This window comes from Neoaquamicrobium sediminum (assembly GCF_013240295.1).
In the GTDB taxonomy this organism is placed as follows: Bacteria; Pseudomonadota; Alphaproteobacteria; order Rhizobiales; family Rhizobiaceae; genus Aerobium; species Aerobium sediminum.
In genome coordinates this window covers 1,522,270-1,543,965 of record NZ_JABETK010000001.1, presented here as the reverse complement: position 1 = coordinate 1,543,965, position 21,696 = coordinate 1,522,270, and the positions used below count along the sequence as shown (strand labels likewise).

The 21,696-nt window shown below is 63.6% G+C and carries 25 protein-coding genes, 1 tRNA gene and 2 pseudogenes; 13 read left to right on the top strand and 15 right to left on the bottom strand.

What is annotated here, in order from left to right; genetic code table 11:
- Positions 1-93 precede the first annotated feature (93 nt).
- Positions 94-1,434 (bottom strand): 3-phosphoshikimate 1-carboxyvinyltransferase, encoded by a 1,341-nt coding sequence (aroA, locus tag HK436_RS07460; RefSeq protein ID WP_173188499.1) that lies wholly within the window; start codon positions 1,432-1,434, stop codon positions 94-96.
- A 298-nt stretch (positions 1,435-1,732) separates the two neighbouring features.
- On the opposite strand from aroA, the gene HK436_RS07455 reads away from it, so the two are divergent.
- The 8 genes from HK436_RS07455 to rpiB all read left to right on the top strand — a co-directional run bounded on the left by HK436_RS07455 (position 1,733) and on the right by rpiB (position 6,673).
- The gene (locus HK436_RS07455) at positions 1,733-2,116 is read left to right on the top strand and encodes a TIGR02300 family protein (protein ID WP_173188497.1); all 384 of its coding nucleotides are present in this window, start codon (positions 1,733-1,735) and stop codon (positions 2,114-2,116) included.
- A gap of 130 nt (positions 2,117-2,246) precedes the next feature.
- A tRNA-Ala gene (locus HK436_RS07450) sits at positions 2,247-2,322 on the top strand.
- A gap of 281 nt (positions 2,323-2,603) precedes the next feature.
- Entirely contained in the window at positions 2,604-3,344 is a 741-nt protein-coding gene (locus HK436_RS07445) for a FadR/GntR family transcriptional regulator (RefSeq protein WP_173188496.1), read from the top strand.
- A gap of 34 nt (positions 3,345-3,378) precedes the next feature.
- Positions 3,379-4,047: a TRAP transporter substrate-binding protein gene (locus HK436_RS32310; RefSeq protein WP_280515584.1), complete on the top strand. Its 669-nt coding sequence runs from the start codon at positions 3,379-3,381 to the stop codon at positions 4,045-4,047.
- Positions 4,022-4,369: a type 2 periplasmic-binding domain-containing protein gene (locus HK436_RS32305; RefSeq protein WP_280515583.1), complete on the top strand. Its 348-nt coding sequence runs from the start codon at positions 4,022-4,024 to the stop codon at positions 4,367-4,369. The genes HK436_RS32310 and HK436_RS32305 overlap by 26 nt, the downstream gene beginning before the upstream one ends.
- An 86-nt stretch (positions 4,370-4,455) precedes the next feature.
- Complete coding sequence (locus tag HK436_RS07435) at positions 4,456-4,923, top strand: TRAP transporter small permease (protein ID WP_173188495.1); 468 nt, start codon at positions 4,456-4,458, stop codon at positions 4,921-4,923.
- 2 nt (positions 4,924-4,925) lie between these two features.
- Positions 4,926-6,206 (top strand): TRAP transporter large permease, encoded by a 1,281-nt coding sequence (locus HK436_RS07430; protein WP_173188494.1) that lies wholly within the window; start codon positions 4,926-4,928, stop codon positions 6,204-6,206.
- Between the two features lie 20 nt (positions 6,207-6,226).
- Positions 6,227-6,673: a ribose 5-phosphate isomerase B gene (rpiB, locus tag HK436_RS07425; protein WP_173188493.1), complete on the top strand. Its 447-nt coding sequence runs from the start codon at positions 6,227-6,229 to the stop codon at positions 6,671-6,673.
- On the opposite strand, the gene HK436_RS07420 is transcribed toward rpiB, so the two are convergent.
- Both HK436_RS07420 and HK436_RS07415 read right to left on the bottom strand, forming a co-directional pair.
- On the bottom strand, positions 6,592-7,506 hold the full coding sequence (locus tag HK436_RS07420) for a DUF1365 domain-containing protein (RefSeq protein WP_173188492.1): 915 nt from the start codon (positions 7,504-7,506) through the stop codon (positions 6,592-6,594). The genes rpiB and HK436_RS07420 overlap by 82 nt on opposite strands.
- 2 nt (positions 7,507-7,508) lie before the next feature.
- Entirely contained in the window at positions 7,509-7,889 is a 381-nt protein-coding gene (locus HK436_RS07415; protein ID WP_244648596.1) for a DUF2147 domain-containing protein, read from the bottom strand.
- A gap of 118 nt (positions 7,890-8,007) precedes the next feature.
- Between HK436_RS07415 and HK436_RS07410 the strand changes: the two genes are divergently transcribed.
- Positions 8,008-8,409, top strand: a complete 402-nt coding sequence (locus HK436_RS07410) for a DUF2177 family protein (protein ID WP_173188491.1) — start codon at positions 8,008-8,010, stop codon at positions 8,407-8,409.
- On the opposite strand, the gene HK436_RS07405 is transcribed toward HK436_RS07410, so the two are convergent.
- Genes HK436_RS07405 through HK436_RS07385 form a run of 5 tightly spaced genes read right to left on the bottom strand, consistent with a single transcriptional unit; the run spans position 8,374 to position 12,095 of the window.
- Positions 8,374-8,958: a hypothetical protein gene (locus HK436_RS07405; RefSeq protein ID WP_173188490.1), complete on the bottom strand. Its 585-nt coding sequence runs from the start codon at positions 8,956-8,958 to the stop codon at positions 8,374-8,376. The genes HK436_RS07410 and HK436_RS07405 overlap by 36 nt on opposite strands.
- Positions 8,959-8,960: 2 nt before the next feature.
- Entirely contained in the window at positions 8,961-9,995 is a 1,035-nt protein-coding gene (locus HK436_RS07400) for an SAM-dependent methyltransferase (RefSeq protein ID WP_173188489.1), read from the bottom strand.
- The gene (locus HK436_RS07395; RefSeq protein WP_312860518.1) at positions 9,992-10,807 is read right to left on the bottom strand and encodes a DUF1295 domain-containing protein; all 816 of its coding nucleotides are present in this window, start codon (positions 10,805-10,807) and stop codon (positions 9,992-9,994) included. The genes HK436_RS07400 and HK436_RS07395 overlap by 4 nt, the downstream gene beginning before the upstream one ends.
- 2 nt (positions 10,808-10,809) lie before the next feature.
- Positions 10,810-11,460, bottom strand: coding sequence for a ChrR family anti-sigma-E factor (locus tag HK436_RS07390; protein ID WP_173188487.1), 651 nt, complete (start codon positions 11,458-11,460; stop codon positions 10,810-10,812).
- Entirely contained in the window at positions 11,457-12,095 is a 639-nt protein-coding gene (locus HK436_RS07385; protein WP_173188485.1) for a sigma-70 family RNA polymerase sigma factor, read from the bottom strand. The genes HK436_RS07390 and HK436_RS07385 overlap by 4 nt, the downstream gene beginning before the upstream one ends.
- Before the next feature lie 160 nt (positions 12,096-12,255).
- Between HK436_RS07385 and HK436_RS07380 the strand changes: the two genes are divergently transcribed.
- Positions 12,256-13,602: an NAD(P)/FAD-dependent oxidoreductase gene (locus HK436_RS07380; RefSeq protein WP_173188483.1), complete on the top strand. Its 1,347-nt coding sequence runs from the start codon at positions 12,256-12,258 to the stop codon at positions 13,600-13,602.
- Here the strand turns inward: HK436_RS07380 and HK436_RS07375 are convergent.
- Entirely contained in the window at positions 13,590-13,985 is a 396-nt protein-coding gene (locus HK436_RS07375) for a (R)-mandelonitrile lyase (RefSeq protein WP_173188481.1), read from the bottom strand. The two genes, HK436_RS07380 and HK436_RS07375, sit on opposite strands and share 13 nt — an antisense overlap.
- A gap of 207 nt (positions 13,986-14,192) precedes the next feature.
- Positions 14,193-14,507: a putative quinol monooxygenase gene (locus HK436_RS07370; protein WP_173188479.1), complete on the bottom strand. Its 315-nt coding sequence runs from the start codon at positions 14,505-14,507 to the stop codon at positions 14,193-14,195.
- A 134-nt stretch (positions 14,508-14,641) separates the two neighbouring features.
- Here HK436_RS07370 and HK436_RS07365 point away from each other — a divergent pair, with 134 nt between their 5' ends.
- From HK436_RS07365 to HK436_RS32895, 3 genes and pseudogenes are all read left to right on the top strand, one after another.
- Positions 14,642-15,073 carry a YciI family protein gene (locus tag HK436_RS07365; protein WP_312860517.1) on the top strand — a complete coding sequence of 144 codons (432 nt, stop codon included), beginning with the start codon at positions 14,642-14,644 and terminating at the stop codon, positions 15,071-15,073.
- Positions 15,066-15,245 (top strand): annotated as a pseudogene (locus HK436_RS32900) (RNA polymerase subunit sigma-70); the annotation flags it as partial. The gene HK436_RS07365 and the pseudogene HK436_RS32900, both read left to right, overlap by 8 nt.
- A 278-nt stretch (positions 15,246-15,523) precedes the next feature.
- The gene (locus HK436_RS32895) at positions 15,524-16,318 is read left to right on the top strand and encodes an RNA polymerase sigma factor (RefSeq protein WP_312860516.1); all 795 of its coding nucleotides are present in this window, start codon (positions 15,524-15,526) and stop codon (positions 16,316-16,318) included.
- Between the two features lie 16 nt (positions 16,319-16,334).
- Here HK436_RS32895 and sigJ read toward each other — a convergent pair whose 3' ends face one another.
- The 5 genes and pseudogenes from sigJ to HK436_RS07335 form a co-directional block, all read right to left on the bottom strand.
- On the bottom strand, positions 16,335-17,249 hold the full coding sequence (gene sigJ, locus HK436_RS07355) for an RNA polymerase sigma factor SigJ (RefSeq protein ID WP_173188477.1): 915 nt from the start codon (positions 17,247-17,249) through the stop codon (positions 16,335-16,337).
- Positions 17,250-17,369: 120 nt separating this feature from the next.
- The gene (locus tag HK436_RS07350) at positions 17,370-18,263 is read right to left on the bottom strand and encodes a DMT family transporter (protein WP_173188475.1); all 894 of its coding nucleotides are present in this window, start codon (positions 18,261-18,263) and stop codon (positions 17,370-17,372) included.
- A 157-nt stretch (positions 18,264-18,420) separates the two neighbouring features.
- Positions 18,421-19,007: pseudogene (locus HK436_RS07345) on the bottom strand (DUF6969 family protein).
- Between the two features lie 345 nt (positions 19,008-19,352).
- The gene (locus HK436_RS07340) at positions 19,353-20,567 is read right to left on the bottom strand and encodes a YeeE/YedE family protein (RefSeq protein ID WP_173188473.1); all 1,215 of its coding nucleotides are present in this window, start codon (positions 20,565-20,567) and stop codon (positions 19,353-19,355) included.
- A gap of 100 nt (positions 20,568-20,667) precedes the next feature.
- A complete protein-coding gene (locus HK436_RS07335; protein WP_173188471.1) occupies positions 20,668-21,579 on the bottom strand; it encodes a sulfurtransferase in 912 nt (303 codons plus the stop codon).
- Positions 21,580-21,696: the final 117 nt, after the last annotated feature.

Genomic DNA, 21,696 nt, shown 5'->3' with positions numbered 1-21,696 from the left:
CTCCTCCCTTGCCGAACCTGACATTGGCTAACACGCGAGCCGGACAAGGGAAACGCCGTGCCGTTGGCACAGCACCGCCGCGAGATACTGCAGCTAGTCGATCTGCGCCCCAAGCCCCTTCATCAGGTCGAAGAATTCGGGAAAGCTGGTGGCCACCATGCCGCGGTCGTCGACCGTGACCGGCTTTTCGGCAGCAAGTCCCATGACCAGGAAGCTCATGGCGATGCGGTGGTCGAGATGGGTCTCGACCGTCCCGCCGCCGAGTCCCTTGCCGCCGGGGCGCCCGCGCACGGTGAGCGACGCTTCGCCCTCCGTGCAGTCGACGCCGTTCGCCTCGAGCCCGCGCGCGACGGCGGCAAGGCGGTCGCTTTCCTTGACGCGGAGCTCGTCGAGCCCGTCCATCACCGTCTCGCCCTCGGCGAAGCTGGCCGCCACGGCAAGCACGGGATATTCGTCGATCATGAATGGCGCGCGTGCTGGCGGCACCGTCACGCCGCTCAGATCGCTGTGGCGCACCCGCAGGTCGGCGACCTCCTCGCCGCCGGCATCGCGCCTGTTGATCACCTCGATGTTGCCGCCCATTTTCATGAGCGTGTCGATCAGCCCGGTGCGCGTCGGGTTCATCAGCACGTTCTCTATCGTGACATCCGAACCGGGCACAATCAGCGCCGCAACCAGCGGGAAAGCAGCCGACGACGGGTCGCCCGGCACGGCAATCGTCTGGCCGGAAAGCCGGCCCTCGCCCTGGATGCGTATATGGCGCACGCCTTCGGCGTCGGTTTCGACTTCCAGTTCGGCGCCGAAGCCCGCAAGCATCTTCTCGGTGTGGTCGCGGGTCATGATCGGTTCGATCACGGTGGTGATGCCCGGCGTGTTCAGCGCGGCGAGCAGCACAGCCGACTTCACCTGCGCGGAAGCCATGGGCACCCGGTAGCTGATCGGTGCGGCCCGTTTGGGGCCGCGCAGCGTCAGCGGCAGGCGCCCGCCATCGGCGGCGGAAACCACCTGCACGCCCATTTCGCGCAGCGGATCGAGGACACGCCCCATCGGTCGCTTGGAAAGGGACGCGTCGCCGACGAACGTCGTCGCCATGTCGTAGGTGCCGACAAGCCCCATGGTCAGGCGCGCTCCGGTGCCGGCATTGCCGAAATCGAGCGGTGCGACCGGCTCCAGCAGGCAGCCATTGCCGACCCCCTGGATGATCCATTCGTCGTCAGCTTTCTCGATGCGCGCGCCCATCGCCTTCATCGCCTCGCCGGTGCGCAATACATCCTCGCCCTCAAGCAGGCCTGTGATGCGCGTCTCGCCTGCCGCCAGCCCGCCGAACATGAACGATCGGTGCGAAATCGACTTGTCGCCCGGGACCCGCACACTGCCGGAAAGCGTTTCCGACCTCGACGCGGTTGCGGAGCTTGGGGAGGCGAGGCTGTTCATGCTGACGATCCTTGCGGCCCCGTGCCGGGGCGTTCCAGTTTGGGCCGGTCTCTACCATGAGCCTCGGAGCCGGTCATCCCCTGCCGGCAGCCCTTGCCTGAAAAGGGTTTTTCAGCAATGGGGGTTACACGCAACGCCGCCGTGCAAAGCCTGTTGACATAGGCTTTGACAGCACGCCAACTTGCAGTTATGGGGACCCCACTTTTTTCGAGGAAGGGGCTGTCGCCGAAGTGTGCCGCCCTTTTGGCCGCGGCTCCAACGACGGCGACCTGAAAGCAAGCAGAACAAGAGGCAAGACGTGGCTAAACCCGATCTCGGCACCAAACGCATTTGCCCGGAAACGGGCCGTAAATTTTACGACCTGAACAAGGACCCGATCGTCTCTCCCTATACGGGCCAGAGCTACCCGCTGTCCTATTTCGACAGCGGCTCCTCCTCGGTCAGCGATGACGACGAGGTCGAGGAAAAGGAACTCGACGCAGAAGAATCCGGCGCGGAAATCGTGTCGCTCGAGGATGCCGACGACGAGGCGAAGGGCGACAGCGACGACGTCTCGATCGAGGACGAAGAGGACGTGGATCTCGGCGACGACGATGACGACGCTTTCCTGGCCGATGAGGAGGAAGACGAGGACGACGTTTCCGGCATCATCAGCGTCGGCGACGACGACGACGAAAGCTGACTTTAAAAAGGCCTCTTGCGAGGCTTGATATTGTCTGCGGGCGGGTTTAGAAGCCGCCATCGAAAACCGGCGCGCCTCCCATGCGCGCCGGGATAGAGCCGGAGACGGCTCCGGCCTTCCGGGTCGGTGTGGGGCCATAGCTCAGCTGGGAGAGCGCCTGCATGGCATGCAGGAGGTCAGCGGTTCGATCCCGCTTGGCTCCACCAATTTCCCCAAACGATCTGTTTTATATGCCTCTTGTGTCGGCTGGTGGCTTTTTGCCGGTCCAGGCCGGGGGCATTCGAGTTCGACCGCATGCGGCGGTAGATGAAAACTGCGCTGGAGCACTTCTCGCGGTGACTGCCGCAGGTATCTGACTTTTCCGTCTCTGTTGATCCGATCCGAGCCGATCCGACCGGGCCGCGTTGCGAGCGCGCTTGACAGCCGGTTCGGATTCGGGAATCAGTGGTCAGACCACTGTAAGGCCACTTGGGAGGAGAGCCGGCCGATGTCGACGGTGCTTGCCGAAAATGACGACCTGTCGGGCGCGGAAAAGGTATTCGCCTTTTTCCGCGATGCGCTGGTTGACGGTTCGCTGAAGCCCGGTGAGCGGCTGTTGGGTGAGCGCGAGCTTTCGCTGCGGCTGGGCGTGTCTAGGCCGGTTCTGCGCGAGGCGCTGCGCTCGCTGTCGATGCTGGGCTTTCTGGATATCCGGCACGGAAAGGGCGCCTATGTGCGCCAGGCGGACATCAACGTGCTGTCGGACTTCTTCACCTTCAGCCTCGCCCAGCAGCCCGACATTCTCGACGACGTAATGCAGGCGCGTATCGCGATCGAATGCCAGGCGATTCGCCTGGCCTGCGAGCGGGCCACCGAGACGGACCTCAAGCACATCGGCTCCAGGCTCACGCAACTCATGGATACCCTGCATGACCCGATGGACGGCGGTGCTGCCGATTTTGCCTTTCACCAGGCGATCGTCGAGGCAAGCCGTAGCGAGGCGCTGGTCACGCTTTACGGGGCGATCGGCGAGCTCCTTCGGCGCAGCCACGTTCAGCGTCGCGAGGTGACTGTCTCGGAGCCCGGCATTGTAGACTATCTCGTCGAGGCGCACCGGGAGGTTTTTCTGTCGATTGTGGAGCGCGACGCGGACGCAGCCGATCGCAAGCTGCGCGACCACTTCGCCATCGGCGACGAGTTTCGTCGCCGCAGCCTGATCTCGGCCTTCACCCGGAGGCCGCAGACCTAAGCACGAAGCCTGAAAATCAAGGGAGGATTTCGATATGCTGCATAGGACAATCACGCGCGCATTCACCGGCGCGGCCATAGCACTTGCCATGACGGGAGCGGCCGTTGCCGCCGAACTGCGTTATGCCCACGTGGGCGCCGAAGGCGACATCCAGACGATCTACGCTGCCCAGGCGGCCGAAGGCATCGCTTCGGCGACAGATGGCGATGTCACAGTGACCGTTTATCCTGCGAGCCAGCTCGGCGGCGTCGCCGAAATGGTCGATGGTATCCGCATGGGTTCCATCTCGATCGGCCATCACGACTTTGCCTCTCTGGCGCGCCTCGTGCCTGAGGTTGCCGTGTTCAACGCGCCTTTCATCTACCGCGATGGCGCCCACGCACTCGCCGCGACCGATCCTGCAACCTCACCGGCCCTTCAGGCCATCAACGAGAAGCTGGTCGCACAGGGCGTACGCATCATCGGCCGCATCTATCGCGGCGACCGCCAGATTTCGTCCAACTTCCCCGTGAAGACGCCGGCCGACCTGTCCGGCAAGCCCTTCCGCGCCGTGCCGCTCGAATTGTGGGTGTCCATGGTGAAGGGCTTCGGCGCGATCCCGACCCCGGTCGAGGTGGCGGAACTGCCGACCGCGCTCATGACCGGCGGGTGGTGTGGGTCAGGAAAATCCGCTCACCATGATCGCGGCCAACAACCTCAATGAGGTGCAGTCGCATGTCTCGATGACCGGACACATGCGCGCCGTGCTGGCGGTGTTCGTCAACGAGGAGGTCTGGCAGGGGTTGGGCGAAGACCAGCGCGCGGCGATCACCAAGGTGCTTGACGACGAGGCGACGAAGTCTCTGCAGATGGCCCAGGAAGGGGAGGCAAAGCTGGTCGAAGAGCTCAAGGGCCGCGGCATGACCTTCATCACCGAAGCCGACGGGCTCGACCTCACCGCCTTCCGCGAAAGCGTCAACAAGCAGATCGCCCAGGACTTTCCGAGCTTCACGCCGCTGATCGAGCAGATCCAGGCGGTCGAATAACGCACCGAGAGCCGGCCGGGGTTTTCCGCCCCGGCCGTTCAGTCTCATGAAAACGAACCCGCGAAGGCGGCGGGCAGGGAGGAAGAATGCGCATCGTCGAACGCATCATGACCGCGCTGGTCGTGATGATCCTGGCGGGTCTGGTGCTCGTTCCGACCGCGCAGGTCATCATGCGCGGTGTTTTCGTCCAGCCCTTCATCGGCGCGGAAGAGTTCACGCGTTTCCTGCTGATCTGCCTGATTTTCTGTGCCTATCCGCTGGTCGTGCAGAAGGGCGAGAACATCGTCATGGGTGAGTTCAAGGCCGCTCTTCCGGACCGGCCGAGGCGGGTGCTCAACGTCCTGATCTCGATCGGCGCCATCGCTGCAACCGCCTTCATCGCATACGTCACTGCCAGCAACATCTCCCGGAACCTGAACAACGCAACGCCGACGCTCGGTATTCCGTTCTGGCTGTTTCTCGGCGCGACCCTTCTTGGCTTCGCAGGCGCGGCGGTCGTTCACCTCCTTCATCTGCGCAAGCCGCCGCAGGCGGACAAGAACGTGGTGCTGTAATCATGGGCTTCGCCGTCATTGTCGCTTTTCTGGCCCTCTTCATGCTGGGCTTTCCGGTAGTGTATGCGATCCTGCTACCATCGATCGCGTATGTGCTGATTGAAGGTTTGCCGCTCGGGCTTCTGGCCCAGCGCATTACCTACGCGCTCGATTCCTTTCCTCTCGTGGCCGTGCCGCTCTTCATATTCGTCGGCAATCTGATGAACCTGTCGGGCATCACCGACCGCATATTCCGGTTCGCCTATACTCTGGTCGGACGGGTGCCCGGTGGGCTGGCGCAGGTGAATGTTTTCGGCAGCCTCATCTTTTCCGGCATGTCGGGTGCCGCTCTGGCGGATATTGGAGGGCTCGGGCGCATCGAGATCGAGGCCATGCGCAAGCGTGGATTCAGCGCCGCCTTTGCCGGCGCGGTCACGGGCGCATCGGCAACCATCGGGCCTATCTTTCCGCCGTCGATTCCCTTGATCGTCTACGGTTCGGTCACGAGCGTTTCGATCGTTCAGTTGCTGGTCGCCGGCATCATGCCGGCCATCCTGTGCACCGTGCTGCTGATGACGACGGTGCTTGTCATCGCCACGCGCGAAAAGCATCCCCGCGCGGATCGCTGGCCGACCATCGGCGAGGTCGTGCGCGATTTCCTGCCGGCTATCCCGGCGATCATTGCGCCCGCGCTGATGATCGCAGGCATGACGTTCGGCGCCTTCACCCCCACCGAAGCTGCTGCGATAACCGCGGTCTATGTGGTCATCATAAGCGCGGTTCTCTATCGCGAGCTGACCCTGGCGCATCTCTGGAATTCCGCCATCCTGACGGCCCGCAGTTCTTCGGCGATACTGATCATCGTGGCCGCCGCCGCCCTGTTCGGCTGGATCCTGGCCGTGGAGCAGGTTCCCCAGACCTTTGCTGCAGCGCTGCTGGGCCTGTCGCGCGACCCGATCATGCTGCTGATCATCGCCAACCTCGTCTTCTTCGTGGCCGGCATGTTCCTGGATTCCACGACGACGGCGACATTGTTGCTCGTCCCCATCATTGCGCCGCCGCTTGTCCTGGCCGGCGTCGACCCGGTCCAGCTCGGCATCGTCACGATCTTCAACCTGATGCTGGGCCTGCTGACGCCTCCCATGGGTCTGTCGCTGTTTCTGGTGGCCGACATCGCGAAAGTATCGATCCGGCAATTGCTCAAGGCGCTGTTGCCTTTCTACATCCCGCTGCTGACCACGTTGATGATCCTTACCTTCGCAAAGGATTTCACCTTGTGGCTCCCACGTATGATAGCCCAGTAAAGACCCCTCGGAGTTCATCCATGCGCATCGTCATAGGTTCAGACCACGCCGGCTTTCCGCTCAAGGCCACCATCATGGACCATATACGGTCGCTCGGACATGAGGTGCACGATGCGGGGTCCTACACGCCCGATCCCGTCGACTTTCCCGACATAGCCAAGGTGGTGACCTCGTCTATCCTCGACGGCAAGGCTGAACGTGGGCTTATGGTCTGCGGCACGGGGGTCGGCGCCTCGATTGCCGCGAACAAGGTCAAGGGCATCCGCGCTGCGGTCTGCCACGACGTGCATTCCGCTCATCAGTCGGTGGAGCATGACGACGTCAATGTGATGTGCATCGGGGCGCAGATCGTGGGCGCCTGGCTCGCCAAGGATCTCGTGACCGCCTATCTGGAAGCGGAATTCTCTACGGATGAGGATTTCCGCCGGCGCGTGAGGAAGCTCGCCGAAATGGACGGCGAGCGGTAATCGCGCTCAACGAGTACCCTGCGGCGATTGTCTGGCCGGTATGGCCGGGGGCTCTTGTGAAACGGCGCGCCCTTCAGCCAGAGTTTGAGCGCCTGCCAATGGATCGCGCCAACCACCTTCAGCGTCATGAACGGAAAGCGCGCCAGGCAGCGGGCAAGATGCGCATCGTCCAGCGGGAGCGCGTCGCCGTTGAAGGTCGCGGCCAGTAGAGGCGCGTTGTCTTCCGTCTCGTGAATGCGCAGACGCACCGTCTTGCCGGGCGGCAGCACGCGGAAATGATAGCGCGCGTTCATGCCGATGAAGGGCGAGACGTGGAATGCCTTGCCGCGTTCCTGACGAATGCCGGCCGCGCTTTCCTCGCCGGCCAGCACAGGTGCGACATAAGCGTGACGCCCACCGAACGTGTTGCGCACCGCGTATATGAGCGCGATCAGCCTGCCGGTGTCGTCATAGGCGAAATAGACGGAGATCGGATTGAAGACGTAGCCGAGAATGCGTGGGAAGCACAGCAGAAGTACCCTCGCTGCGGGCGCGGCCAGGCCAGCATTTGCCAGTAACCTGTCTACGAATTGTCGAAGGGTTTCACCGTCGTTTTCGACATGATCGCGCTCCTGAAACGATGCAAGACCCGCCCGGTTGACGCCAAGCAGGCGCGACATGCGGCCCAGCTCTACGAGCCTGTCGATGTCCATAAGCAGGGAGAAGACGGGATAGCTGAAGCGGTGCCCGAACGGTCTCAGGCGCTGGTGCATGACCCTGCCGGGGTAGAGCGTTCCGGCGGCTTCCGGCGGCGCTCCGTTCGCATCGGTTGTCGTGATGCGCTCGCGGGTCATCTCTAGTCCGCAGCCGTCCAGCCGACATCCCGGCACAGAACGCCACCCAGGATGCATCCACGTGTGACGAGCGCGCGCTCGGCCACCTTGAGCGTGATCGAGTAGCTGCGATCCCGCTTGGGATCGTAGGCCGTGCCGGCAAGCGTATCCGCCGACTGGGGCTCCAGGGACATCACCAGCTTGTCGCCGGGCTCTTCCCCCTTGCTGGTGTCGCCGATCCACAGGTTCGTTGCGCAGATGTCCGCACCGCAGGGGGCAATCTGGACGCGGGCGTTGCCGTCGTCACGAAGCCAGACACCGCTGGGATCGGCCGCATCCTGTGCTACGGCAGGATTCGCCATGAAAAGCATAGTCGCAAATACACAGAATGCCGGCTGCTTCATCGCCTTCGTCCTCGGTTTTTCTTCCAAAGATACGTTCGAACACCCGTTTCGGTTCACTGCCGGTGATCCGAAAGGACATTAGCGCCGTAGGAGAGACAGTCCCGCAAAAGGCACGACCATGAAGACAATCCTCATTGCATATCTCGCCGCCGCAATCGCGTTCCTGATCGTCGATGCGATCTGGCTCTACACGATGGCCGATACGCTCTACCGGCCGCTGCTTGGAGAGATGCTCGCGCCACAGTTCAGGCTGGTTCCGGCGATCGTGTTCTACCTGATCTATATCGGCGGTATCGTCTTTTTCGCGGTCGTACCGGCGCTGGAAGGGGGCGGTGTTGCCAAGGCGGCGCTCAATGGAGCGGTGCTGGGGCTGGTCGCCTACGCGACCTACGACCTCACAAACCAGGCCACTTTGCGCGACTGGCCGCTGACCCTCACTCTGGCAGACATTCCGTGGGGCATGTTCGTGACCGCGGTCGGCGCGTCAGCCGGGTTTATCGTCTCCGACCGGCTCGGCTGACCTTTCAGCAGCGGCAAGGACATTCGAGAAGATCAGCGCAGCGCAGACTGTCAGCAGACCGGCACTCGACGCGTTGAGGCGCACGAGCGCGGCATATTCTTCGACGTCATAGGCGACCAGCGGCGTTCCGTATCGGCTGCCGAGAAGCAGGAAAGCCATAAAGGCGATGCCGGCGATGGCGAACCCGATCGTCCTTTCGGCCGGGCGGAACAGGAGTATCGCCAGCACCGCGCAGGGGATGAGGAAGATCTCCACCGCGGACTGCACGCCGAAGAGCTGCGCACACAGGATCGTGTTGCCGATGCCGGCCAATGGCAGCAGCGCGCGCCCTGCCACGGTATTCCAGCGCGACAGCGCCGGAACGGCCAGAAAGAACGGCGTCGACAGAAACGTGTACCAGACCGGCTCGATATTCGCCGTGGCGAGCCAGTAGACGTAAAGCGGATAAAACGGCTGGTTCGATGCTACCAGCAGGGCTATGAAATTGGCGGACGCGACGAGGGGATCGGGGTGCGCCGCATACGAGCGCACGAGGTCGATCGCCCTCATCGTCAGGCCCTGACTGCCGGGCGCAGCAGGTAATGGCTGACGCCCCACGGCTCGCCATCTGCGTAGCCGAACAGGCCAGCGGTCGCGAGAAAGAACATCCGCCAGCGGCGCATCCACAGCGGCGCGTCACGGCCGTATCGTTCGGCGAAGATGGAGCGGATTTCAGCTTCGTTGGCGTCGAAGTTCCTGAGCCAGTCGAGCGCAGTTCGTTCGTAATGCCTGCCGTTCCATCGCCAGTCCTGCTCGACGCTGAACCACTCTGAGAATTCACGCATCAAGCCGTGGCTGGGCATGACCCCGCCGGTGAAAAAGTACTGGGCAATCCAGTCCGCGGGATCGGCATGATCGAAGCGGTAGGGGCTGTTCCGGTGCGAGAAGACATGGATGAACATCCGTCCGTCGTCATGCAGCCAGCCGCGCGCGCGTTCCAGCAGCAGCCGCCAGTTAGACATGTGCTCGAACATCTCCACCGAGACGATGCGGTCGAAACGGCCTTCATGCGAAAACGCGTTCATGTCGGCGGTCACGACAACGAGGTTTGTGAGCCCGCGTTTCGCGATCTCGGCTTCGATGTGGCGGCGCTGCGGGGCTGAGTTGGAGACGGACAGGATGCGCGACCCGGGGAACCGTTCGGCCATGAAGAGGGACAGCGATCCCCACCCGCAACCGAGCTCGAGGATCGTCTGGCCATCCTCCAGCATCGCGTGCCTGCAGGTTTCGTCCAGCGCAAGCAGTTCCGCTTCCTCCAGCATCGTATCCTTGTCCGGATAAAGGCAGCATGAATATTTGCGGCGCGGTCCGAGCACGATCTCGAAGAAGGCAGGCGGCAGCTCGTAATGCTGGTCGTTGGCTTCGGTGGTGTTGACAGCAATCGGCCAGCCATCCATCGCCCGTGCGAAATCGGCATCGACATTGTCGTCGCCGCTCGCAAGCTTCTGCTCGGTTCGCCCAACAAGCCGGTCGATTCCGAACCGCAGTGCCTTGTCGGGCAGCGGTAGACGCTCTGCAGCGGAAATCGCTGCAACGGCGAGATTCATGTCGAGACCTCCCTTTGTTTCGGAAATGGCCAGAATGCGCTCACCCGGCGGGCATAGGCTTCATAGGCTTCGCCGCGCGAGCGTCTCATATGCTCTTCCAGCGGTGGAATGCCGGATACGTGTACCAGCAGCCAGTACATGAAGGCCGGCCCGACGAGCGCAGCCCAACCCCATGCCCAATCACCATAGGGGCCGATTCCTATCAGGGCGTAGCCAGTCCAGCCGAGCCACTGGAAGAAATAGTTTGGATGCCGCGACAGGCCCCAAAGGCCGGCGTCGCATATCTTGCCCGCGTTGGCGTCGCGTTTCTTGAACCGTGAGAGCTGCGCATCGGCGATGCCCTCGCCGGCAACGGCGATCGCAAGCACGACGATACCGGCAAGATCGCTCCATTGCAGGCCTGGCATCGGGTTGCGCGCGGCCAAAAAGATCGTGCAGGCAAGAAGAAGGGCGGCGGCAGCCTGCATCTGCAGGAAATGGAGCATCTGTCGGCGCCACTGCCCGCCCCACTCCCGCTTGAGCGCGGCATAGCGCGGGTCCTCGCCGCCGTTCACGGTGCGGCTAACGATGTGCAGGCCGAGCCGCAGCGACCACAGGCCGGCAGCCGTTGCAACGATGATGCGCCGTTGCCAATCGCCTTCCCAACCCTCGACGGGAACAAGTGCTGCCGCTATGCCCGCCGCGCCGATGGCGAACGACCAGGTCGCGTCCACCCAGCCGGATTTTGCACCACGGCTCACTGCCAACCACGCCCCCGTCATCGCCAGTGACAGGAAGATGGCCACCAACAGAAGGAGCAGAACCGGCCCCACCTCTAGATCCCGAATATCGGCTGCAGCATCCGGCCGATGACGCTGTTGAAGCGCATCCGGCCTTCCATCGCGGCAAGGCAGATGCAGTCCGCACCCTGGTCGACGATCGGCTGATGCTCGACATCCTCGTCCATTTCAGCGAGATCGCCCGGCCGGAACTGCCCGAACCTGTCGGTGTAGGAGCCTGATACGATATAGGTGAACTCGGTGCCCACATGACCGTGGTCCGGCAGCGCGCGACCGGGACCGACCTTGAGAAGGATGAGGTTGGCCTCCGGGTCGTGAGGCACGCCGACGCGGCTCATCCGCACGCCGGGGCCCGCCCAGCGCCACCGCCCGATGTCGCAGCCGCGCAGTGCATCCGGCAGACGTATGCCGTCGATTTCGACGGGCTTCTGCGCCGATACCGGCGCTGGCATCTCGTCTTCCTGGTCGATCATCGCGAGCGTGTCGGCGAGGGCTGTTTCCGAGAGCTGGGTCGGCTCGATGTCTTCGAGGAAAGAGCCACCCACGGCCTCGTATTCTGCTATGCGCGCCCGACAGGTCGAACAACCGGCCAGATGTGCTTCGACGACAAGCGACGGCCCTGCGGCCAGCGTGCCCGCTGCAAAACGCATCAGCGTTTCGTCCTTGGCGTGATGGTTGGAACTCATTTTTCGTCTTCCAGAAGAGTGCGCAGGCGGTTCATGGCCAGCCGCGTTCTCGATTTCACGGTGCCGAGAGGAATCCCCAGTTCCTCGGCGATTTCGCTCTGCGATTTCTCGCTGAAATAGGCCATGCGAAGGATCGTCTGCTGTTCCTCCGAAAGACCGGCGAGCGCACTGCGAATGCGCGTGTCTCTTTCGGCGACGACAAAAACCTCCTCCTGCGATGGAGGCATTTCGGGAGGATCGAACGGCAGGCTGGCAGGATCGCGTTGCCGGCGCAGGTGATCGATCCTGCGATTGCGCGCGATCGTGAATATCCATGTTGCCACCCCGGCACGGGCCGGGTCGAAATAGGATGCCTTGCGCCAGACGGTGAGCATCGTCTCCTGTACGAGGTCTTCGGCCAACCCGGCCGACATGGCGCCACGCATGAAGAAGGTTTTCAGCCGCGGACCGAAATGGCGAAACAGTGCGGCAAAGGCCTGCCGATCCTTACGGGTCGCGACGGACAACAACATCTCGACGAACTCGGCCGCCGCCGGTGCCGGCGGAATTTCCTCCGAGTTCACGACGGACAGCCGCCTGTGAGTGGCAACACTCCAGCCTGGCTTTTCGCCGATGTGATTGTGGGCCTCATGCATGCACCCTTCTACGCCGATCATTCAAAAGCGGATCACGTCGACACCGAACCATCGCATTAAACCGTTCTGCCGGTGATCCGGCGCCCGTGATCGTTCGTAGAACGTAACCGAAGAGCAGACCCAAATCGACAGTCGCTTGATCGCGACGCCTAGGAGACCGATGCGTCATTTTCCCCAGTCCGAACGTCCACTCAAGATCGCGGTGGTCGGTTCAGGCATAGCTGCTCTCTCCGCGGCGTGGCTTCTTTCGCAACGGCATCACGTGACCGTCTTCGAGGCTGACAACCGCGTTGGCGGCCATTGCCATACCGTCGATGTGGGTGACGTTTCGGTCGACACCGGCTTCATCGTCTATAATGAGCCGACTTACCCGAACCTCACCGCACTTTTCCGGCATCTGGACGTGCCGACGAAGCGTTCGGACATGTCGTTCGCGGTCTCGATGGATCAGGGCGCGCTCGAATATTCGGGCACCAACCTGGCCGGCTTGTTCGCACAGCACAAGAACATCGCGAGCCCACGCTTCTGGTCGATGCTGCGCGACCTGGTGCGCTTCTACCGCGAGGCGCCGGCCGGGATCAGAGGCCTCGACCCGTCTGCCAGCCTTGACGAATATCTCGACGGGGCCGGTTTCGGGACCGCCTTCCGCGAGGACCACCTTTACCCGATGGCTGCGGCGATCTGGTCCACGCCTGCCATCGAGATAGGAAGCTATCCGGCGGTCTCGTTTGTCCGGTTCTGCGAGAACCACGGGCTGCTGAAGTTCTTTCGCCGGCCCGTGTGGCGCACCGTGGATGGCGGCAGCCGAGCCTATGTCGAAAGGCTGGTAGCACCCTTTCGTGATCGCATCCGCACCAACGCGCCCGTCACGGAAATCCGGCGCGTCAACGGTGTCGTGCAGGTCTCCACATCGACTGCCGAACCCGAATGGTTCGACCATGTGGTTATCGGGTCTCACGCCGACCAGGCGCTGCGCCTGCTTGGCGATCCCACCGATCAGGAAACTGAGCTGCTTGGCACCTTTGCCTATGGGCTGAACGAAACCGTTCTCCACGGCGACGAAAGGCTGATGCCACGCCGGCGGCGCGTCTGGTCGAGCTGGAACTATCTGTCTCAGTCAGCAGCGGCGGGCGAAGCGCGCGGCAAGCCTTGCGTGACCTACTGGATGAACCGCTTGCAGGATATCCCGGACAAGACACCCCTGTTCGTCACGCTGAGCCCGCTGCTCAGGCCAGCCGACGACAAGATCTTCTGGCAGGGCGTCTACCGTCATCCGCTCTTCAACGCGGCAACGCTGGACGCGCAGCGCCAGCTATGGTCGCTGCAGGGGCGGGCGAACACGTGGTTCTGCGGTTCGTATTTCGGTTCCGGCTTCCATGAGGACGCGATTCAGGCGGGCCTTGCCGTTGGCGAAAGCCTAGGTGGCGTCAAGCGCCCGTGGACAGTGGCCGGCGAATCTGACCGCATTGACGTTCACGCCGCCACGCGGCCGCCTCAGCCAAGGTAGTCGTCGTCCGACACCTGCTCCATCCAGTTGACCGGAGAACCGTCCCGGGCTTCCTGAATGGCAATGTGAACCATGGCCTTGGTATCGGTCGCGCCGTGCCAGTGCTTCTCGTCCGGCTCGAACCAGACGGTATCGCCGGCCTGCACGAGCTGTTTTGCCTCGCCCTTCTTCTGGACCCATCCCTCGCCCGAAACGATCAGCAGGCGCTGTCCCAGGGGATGCGTATGCCAGGCGGTTCTTGCGCCCGGCTCGAAAGTGACGACTGCTGCCGCCGCACGCGCCGGTTCAGGAGCGGCGAACTGGCTGTCTATGCGCACGGAACCGGTGAAATATTCAGCCGGTCCCTTGGCCGACGGCTGGTCGCTGTTGCGGACGATTTTCAACGTGATGCTCCTGCCTGGAGGTCGGTGACCCGGTTGCAATGGGGCGTATGGCGCAGCCTCTGCGAGCCTGGCCTCATGCCCATCATCTAACGTAGGACGGACAAGCCAGCTTGCAACAAAAAGCTGGCCTCCGCTTCTCGACCTGCCTGTCAGCCTGCAAGCTGGAACCCGGCAGACGATCCTGCCGGGTTCCAGGCATCAGCTTCATCAGGCTTCGTCGCCCTTGATCCATTGCGGCGTGATGGTGCGGAATTCCGACGGGCCGGCCAGCAGTGCGGCTGTTTCCTCCTCGTAATCCTTGAACCAGGGCTGGTTGACGAAATCGTCGGAACCGGCCTCGCCGGTATAGAGCTGGTAGGCCACGATCGCGTCCGGGTCGTTGTCGTCGAAACCATAGACATAGGCGATCTGCCCGTCGGCGTTGTCGATATAGGCGCGGGCATATTTCTCCCAGATGCGCTTGACCTCGTCGCGCTTGCCGGGTTGCGCCTTGTGCCTGATGTAAAGTGCTTTCCTGTTCATGATCAACTCCTCGAAACGGTGCGGCCGTCGGCCGCTTGTGATCGGGCATCTCGCCCATATCCTCGTGACGTTCGAGACGAGCGGTTTGTGACGCCCGGCCGGGACGATTTGTTTTTCGCGTACGCGCGAAGAGAGTGTCGAAATCCGCGACGGCGGCGCGACATGGTTACGGCGAGCAGGTTCGCCGGACCAACACGGAAGGAAACGAGATGAACTACATGCTGATGCTTTATGCCGACGAGGTCGCTGGTTCGAACATACCGCCGGAAGACATGAAGGGCTTCATGGACCAGCTCCACGCCTACAGGGAGGCGCTTCGGAAGGCGAATGCCTTCGTGGCGACTGCGCCGCTGGCCCGCACCAACACGGCATGCACGGTGCATGTCGACCGCGGCGAGATGAAGGTGCAGGACGGCCCCTATGCCGAAACGCGCGAACAGCTTGGCGGCTATTACATCATCAGGGCCGAAAACATGGACGAGGCCATCAAATGGGCCGCGCGCTGCCCCGCAGCGACCTGGGGAACCATCGAGGTGCGGCAGATCATCGATCTTGGAGATGAGTAGCCTCGACCAGAGCCGGCGTGCCGCCGACCGGGCGGCACGCGAAAGCTACGGCCGTCTCGTGGCCCTGCTTTCATCCATCACGCGAGACGTCGCCAGCGCCGAGGACGCGCTGGCGGAGGCCTTTGCAGCCGCGCTGCGGCAATGGCCGGCGCAAGGCGTTCCGCGCAATCCGGAAGGGTGGCTGCTTGCGGTCGCCCGCAGGCGGCTGATCGACTCGTCGCGGCGCAGGGGAACAAACGAACGCTTCCAGGAGCATCTCAAGCTCATCTCCGAAGAGCTGGACGCCGACCTGCAGACATCGCGGGAAATACCCGACCGGCGCGTTGCCCTTATGTTTGCCTGCGCCCATCCCGAGATCGAACCGGCCATCCGTACGCCGCTGATCCTGCAGGTTATCCTCGGCTTCACCGCTGAAGCCATCGCGGCGGCGTTCCTGGTTCCCCGGCGACGATGGGCCAAAGGCTCGTGCGGGCAAAAGCCCGCATCAAACAGTCCGGCATTCCCTTCGCCATTCCTGAGCGTGCCGATTTGCCCGATCGCCTCGATGCGGTGCTGCAGGCCGTTTACGCGGCCTATTCCAGAGATTGGGCTGAGGCCGGCGAAGGGTCTGCGGGGAGGCTTTCCGAAGAGGCCATCTGGCTGGGGCAGGTCATGGCGGAACTCATTCCCGACGAACCGGAGGTCAAGGGACTGCTTGCCCTGATGCTGTTTCTGGATGCCCGGCGCAGTGCGCGCTCCGCACCTGACGGGTCTTATGTTCCGCTCGACGATCAGGACACCGCCTTGTGGAACCTGTCACAGATTCGGCAGGCTGAAGCGCTTATGAAGGACGCCAACCGAATGGAGGGTAGCGGCCGCTTTCAGATCGAAGCTGCAATCCAGTCCGCGCATGTGGCGCGCCGATTGCTCGGTCTGGACAACTGGTCCGACATCGTCGCGCTTTACGATGTGCTCTTCGCGCTGGCGCCGACGCCGGTCGTTGCGCTGAACCGCCTCGTGGCGCGCGCGCGCATATATGGCGCGAAGGAAGTGCTGGACGAAATCCAGAAGATCGGTGCAGATCCAAGGCTCGTCGATTACCAGCCCTACTGGGCGGCACGTGGCACGCTCCTGGCTGAAGCAGGCCGGAACCTGGAAGCAAGGGAGGCGCTGACCGCAGCGCTTGGGCTGGCGACGGACGAAGCCGCAAGAGACTTCCTGCAACGCCGGATCGCCCGCCTGCCCGGGACGCCAGAAAGGACATAGCCAATCTGTTAGCCTCTTAGTGCATCGTCACTTCATCGAGTGCGGCAAGCTTGTCCGGATTGCGCACGACGAAGATCTCGGCGATGCGGCCTGCCGCATCATAGGCAAACGAGACTGCGGCGACGATCGTCCCTCCATCACGCAGCACCAGACCGCGCGATCCGTTGAGATCGGCGAAGCTCCATTCATAGTTTTGCCACCAGCCACTGAGCCGTTCCGTCAGGAAGGCCGTGACGGCGCTGCCTTCCAGCACGTCGGTCACCGTCGCGACCTTTCCGCCGCCGTCGGCCGTCAGCCGGACATCGCTTGCCAGCATCGCGGTGAGCTGGCCCGGCTGACCCGACCGGATCGCCTCCTCGAAGGCAGCAAGCAGTTCCTCCTGACGTTCCTGCGTCGGCGTGAAGCGCACATGATCTTCGCCGATGCGTGCTTTCGCCCGCGAGACGAGCTTGCGGCAGGCCGGCTCGGTCATGTCCAGGGATGCGGCGACGTCTCCGTGGGACATGTCGAAGATTTCGTGCAGCAGATAGGCGGCGCGCTCGCGCGGCGTCAGTCGCTCCAGCATGAGCAGGAACGCGGTGGAAAGGGATGATGAGAGTTCCATTTGCGCCTCCGCGTCGCTGTCGATGATCGCGTGAATCGGCTCCGGCAGCCAGTTGCCGACATAGTCGACCCGGCTGCGGTAGGCAGCGCGCAGCATGTCGATCGATCGTCGCGTGCATGCTGTCGTGAGCCACGCGCCGGGTGATTCGATGCTGTCTACATCGGTGGCTTGCCAGCGCAGAAACGTGTCCTGCACGGCGTCTTCGGCCTCGGCGCGCGTACCCAGGATGCGATAAGCGATACCGAGAAGTCGTGGCCTGGCCTCTTCGAAGAAGCGGATATGCGCATCGCTGTCGCGCGCTGCGCTGGAAGGGTTACTCTTCGACATGACCGAGGGTCCTCCTCGTGAAAGGGTGGCTTATCTCCGGTTGACGATCCATAGGCAGGTATTGTGACGCGGTCGCATTTTTTCCGTCGTCAGCCCGGAAGATCGTGGGCATCGACGGATCTAGCGGAGGAACAGCAGCGCCATGCCGACAACAACGAGCGCCGCGCCTGCCCAGGCGCCTGCCGCAGGCCGCTCGCCGGTGCGCAGCCACAGCATGGGCAGGATGATGACCGGCGACGTCGCAGAGAGCGTGGATACGATGCCGACCTTGCCGCCCGAAAGCGCATAGAGCAGCAGTGTCATCCCGATCGCCAGCGCCAGGATGCCCGTCAGCGCGGTTTGCGCCGCGATGCTGAGGGTGAGCGCCCCCTTCGGTTTCACAGCCGGGATGGGAAGCTGGATGAGGACCGTCAGGCAGAGTGCGGCGATGCCGACGCGCAGCATCGATGCGGCAAACGGATCGACGCCGCTTGCCATGATCGGCCGGGCAATGATGGAGCCGACGGCTTGCCCGGTGGCAGCCAGCAGTCCGAGCGCCACGCCGATCCAGAGCGGCCCCTTGACCGCCTCCCATTGATGAAGCTGCGACCGACGCTTGCCGAACAGGATGGCGAGCAGCACGCCCGCGATCGTCAATGCGATGCCGAAGACGGCGATGCCCGGCAGCTCCTCGCCGAGCACGAGCCACCCGAGGATGGCAGCCAGCGGCGCGTTTAGGGCGAAGAGGATGCCGGAGCGGCGCGGGCCGACGCGGTTGAGCGTGGCGAACAGCAGCGTGTCGCCGATGAAGATGCCAATGAACCCGGACAGCAGTAACGGACCGACAGCACCCGCATCGAGCTCCCGCCACGTACCGGAAGCCAACACGTAGAGCGCAAGCAGCCCGGTAACGAAGACCTGTCGCGCCCTGTTGAATGCCAGCGCGCCGAGATGGTTGGCGGGTCCCGCCGAAATGATGCCGGTGAGGGCCCAGCATGTCGCCGCCCCCAGTGCGGCAAGTTCATAGAGCGGCATCGAACTGGGCTTTCGGATCGGGGAAAGACGTCGACGGGCATACCTTCAGGTTGAGTTGTTAGATTGCTTGAAACCGGGCGTCGCGAAAAGGCCAAATTCCAACGGATGACAAAAGCTCCTGACAAGCTTGCCCCAGCCTCGCGTAGTTGTCCGCCAACTATCGCGGCGGGATGACCAGTTCGGAGACGACTTCCAGCGCCCTGTCCTGCCTCGCTTCGACGCCCTCGGGCGGCCGATGGAGGCAAGCGCGCGGTCGCGCTTATGGATCAGCTCGGCGATTTCAGCCTCATAGGCGGTGAAGATTGCGGTCAGCCAGCGGTTCACGAGGTAAGAAGGCTGCGGCATCTGTATATCGAAGCGCGGCAGGAGCGCGACCGTCGCTTCCGCGTCGAGCCAGTCGTCGCCGACAACCCACTGGTTCACTGTGAAAAGGCGAAGCATGCGGCCGTAGGCATCGACGCCAACAGCGGCAAGATGGTGGATCGGGCCTTCGGGCCCCTGCGGGCGTACGAAGCAGTGGAAGTGTCCGTGCTCTGTCTCACCCGCGTCCGCCGTATGGCAGTGATAATACCACTGGGCGCCACTCGCCGGGTCGAACACGTCGCCCGGTGGATAATGCTCCCATGCCGTGATGTCGGCGACGCCGCGAAAGGTCTCGGACAGCACGTTGAGCCCGCCCTTGGCGAGCACGGTCTCGCAGAGCGCGATCTCGCGCAGCGCGAGCGCCTTGCCGTCCTCAGCCATTGTCCTCTGCCGGCCTCGGAAGAGGAGGAGGGGGCGGCGCGAGCTTCTTCTCGCCGGAGGGCATGGGAGCCGGCGGCGGGGGTGGTGCGAGCTTGGGCGCCGCGGGTGCGCAAGGCGAGGCCGGCACTGGTGCCGGGGGCGGAGGAGGTGCGGCACGCGGCCCGCCGGCGGCACAGGGCGAGCCTGCAGCGCAAGGAGCTGCAGCCGCACATGGCGAACCGCCACCGGCCCCGGAAGCGGCTCCCGGCTGCGCGCGCGGAACGGGATGCGTGTAATGGTCGACTGCGACGGCGGCGGTGGCCACGGTCAGCGCGGCGCCGAAGAGCAACGTATTACGGGACGTACTCATTTCCTGGAGAACCCATCGAGGCCGAACAGCGGCCGCGCCCAGACACCTGCCAGCGACCCAACAAAGGCGCAGGCAAACCACAGCCAGCCATGCAGGCTGCCGGACGCGATGCCGGAGAACAGCGCGCCGATATTGCAGCCGAAGGAAAGCCGCGCCCCGTAGCCCATCAGCAGGCCGCCCACCACTGCAGCCAGGAACGAGCCGAGCGGGATCTTGGCCTTGGGTGCGAACCTGCCGGCGAGGCTCGCCGCCAGCGCTGCCCCGAGGACGATACCGAAATTCATCACCGAGGTGACGTCGGCGAGAACGCTCGACTGAAGCGCCGTCTGCGGCCCCGGCCAGTTCCAGAATTCCCAGGTCTCGACCGGCACGCCCACGGCCTGCGCGGCCTTGGCGCCCCACAGCCCGAAGCCGAAGGTGACAGACCATGGATGGCCGGCAAGCAGCAGGGTGGCGATATTGAGCAGAGCGAGCAGAAGCCCCGCACCCACCAGCGGCCATGGACCGTAGGTCAGCCAGTTCCAGCCGGCCCGGCTCGGAACCGGTTCCGTTTCGATGTTTCCATGAGCGCGGCGTTCGATCAGGGCCGTCACCAACGCGACGAGCCCAAGGCCGACAAGAGCCGCCAGAACCGCCGTGCCGGTCCCGAGTTCGCGGCCGATGTCGATCGTACCCAGCGACGGCAGCGTCAGCCACCATGGTAGATGCGCGGTACCCACGAGCGCACCGATGATGAAGAAGACCAGCGTCACCAGCATGCGTGAGGAGCCACCGCCGACCGTGAACAGCGTGCCCGACCCGCAGCCGCCGCCGAGCTGCATGCCAAGCCCGAACATCGTTGCCCCGACGATCACCGACACGCCAACCGGGCCCATCGCGCCGACCAGTGCCTGGTCGCCGAGATTACCGGCGGCGATCAGCGGGATCATCGCCACCGCGGCGACGCCGATCATCAGCATCTGCGCGCGGATGCCGCGTCCCCGCCGCTCGACGACCATCCGGCGCCAGCCGCCGGTGAAGCCGAAGGAGCCGTGATAGAGCGCGGCGCCGAGCAGTCCGCCGACCATAAAGAGTGCCGCCTGCCTCAGATCGATCAGTTGCGTTATCGCCAGGAAGCCGACCAGCAGGGCGCCGCCGGCGACCAGGGCCGGTGCGCGATCGATTATCGGGGCGGGAAGGGCGGCCGGGCGGCCGATGGTCACGTCTGTCATTCACAGTCCGCCGCGGTGCGGCGTTCCCAAACTGCAAGTGTCCGGAAAATTCCGGACACTTGTGTCGCCATCCAGGTGGCGGCTGAGGAGCGTTTTCGACCTAGCTGCCGGACTTGTTCTCGACCGGGCGCGCCGGATCGGCGGTCCACTCGGCCATCGATCCATCGTACATGCTGGTGTTCTTGTTGCCCAGCACCTCGGAAAGCCCGAACCAAGCGACGGATGCCCAGTGGCCGGTGTTGCAGAACGCGATGTTTTCCTCGTCAGTCGCCAGGCCGACAGCTTCGCTCAGCGCCTTCACCGTCTCGGGACGCGCGAAGCTCGCATAGTCCGCGCTGTAGAGGTCGGAATGCTGGATGTTCACGGAGCCGGGGATCGTGCCGTTGGCGCGCACGACCGGGCTTTTCGACTTGCCCGTGAACTGTTCCGCGGGACGGCCGTCGACGAGCTTCGTCCCGGCTTCCAGCGCCGCGACAACCTCCTCGGTGGTGGCAAGCAGGTCTTCCTGCGGGTCCGCGGTGAAGGTGGCCGGTTCGGGCGTGACCGCTTCCGCAGTGCGCGCGCCGCCGGCCGCATCGTACTGCCGCCAGCCGCCGTCGAGAATGGAGACATCGTCGTGGCCGAGATATTTGAATGTCCAGTAGATGCGGGTCGCGCCGCCGAATTCGGAGGAATCGGTGCCCCATGGCACGATGACGACATGGTCGTCATTGTCGATGCCGAGGTCGCCGATCAGCTTGGTGATCTGGTCCAGCGGCGGCAGCTTGCCTGGGACCCCGTCGATCTCGGTACGCCAGCCCGCACTTGCGTAGGGAGCAACCACCGCGCCCTCGATATAGGGCGTGTCTCCCAGTTCCGTTTCGGCGACCTTATCGCGAATGTCGAGGATGACGACGTTTTCCTTGCCGGCGTTCGCCTTGACCCAATCGGCGTCAACCAGCGGACCGGCATCCGCCGCGAGCGCCGGGGCGGCGAGAATCGAAAGCGTGAATGCCAATGAAGCGATGCGCATGTGATCGAACTCCGTATCATTTCCCGAAATCGATCCGGGATCCTGAATGGGTTTTAGACTTCGGAGCGTGTTGAGTCAGCGCACGACTGCGCGAGCAAGCACGGCAGCGCTAGAATA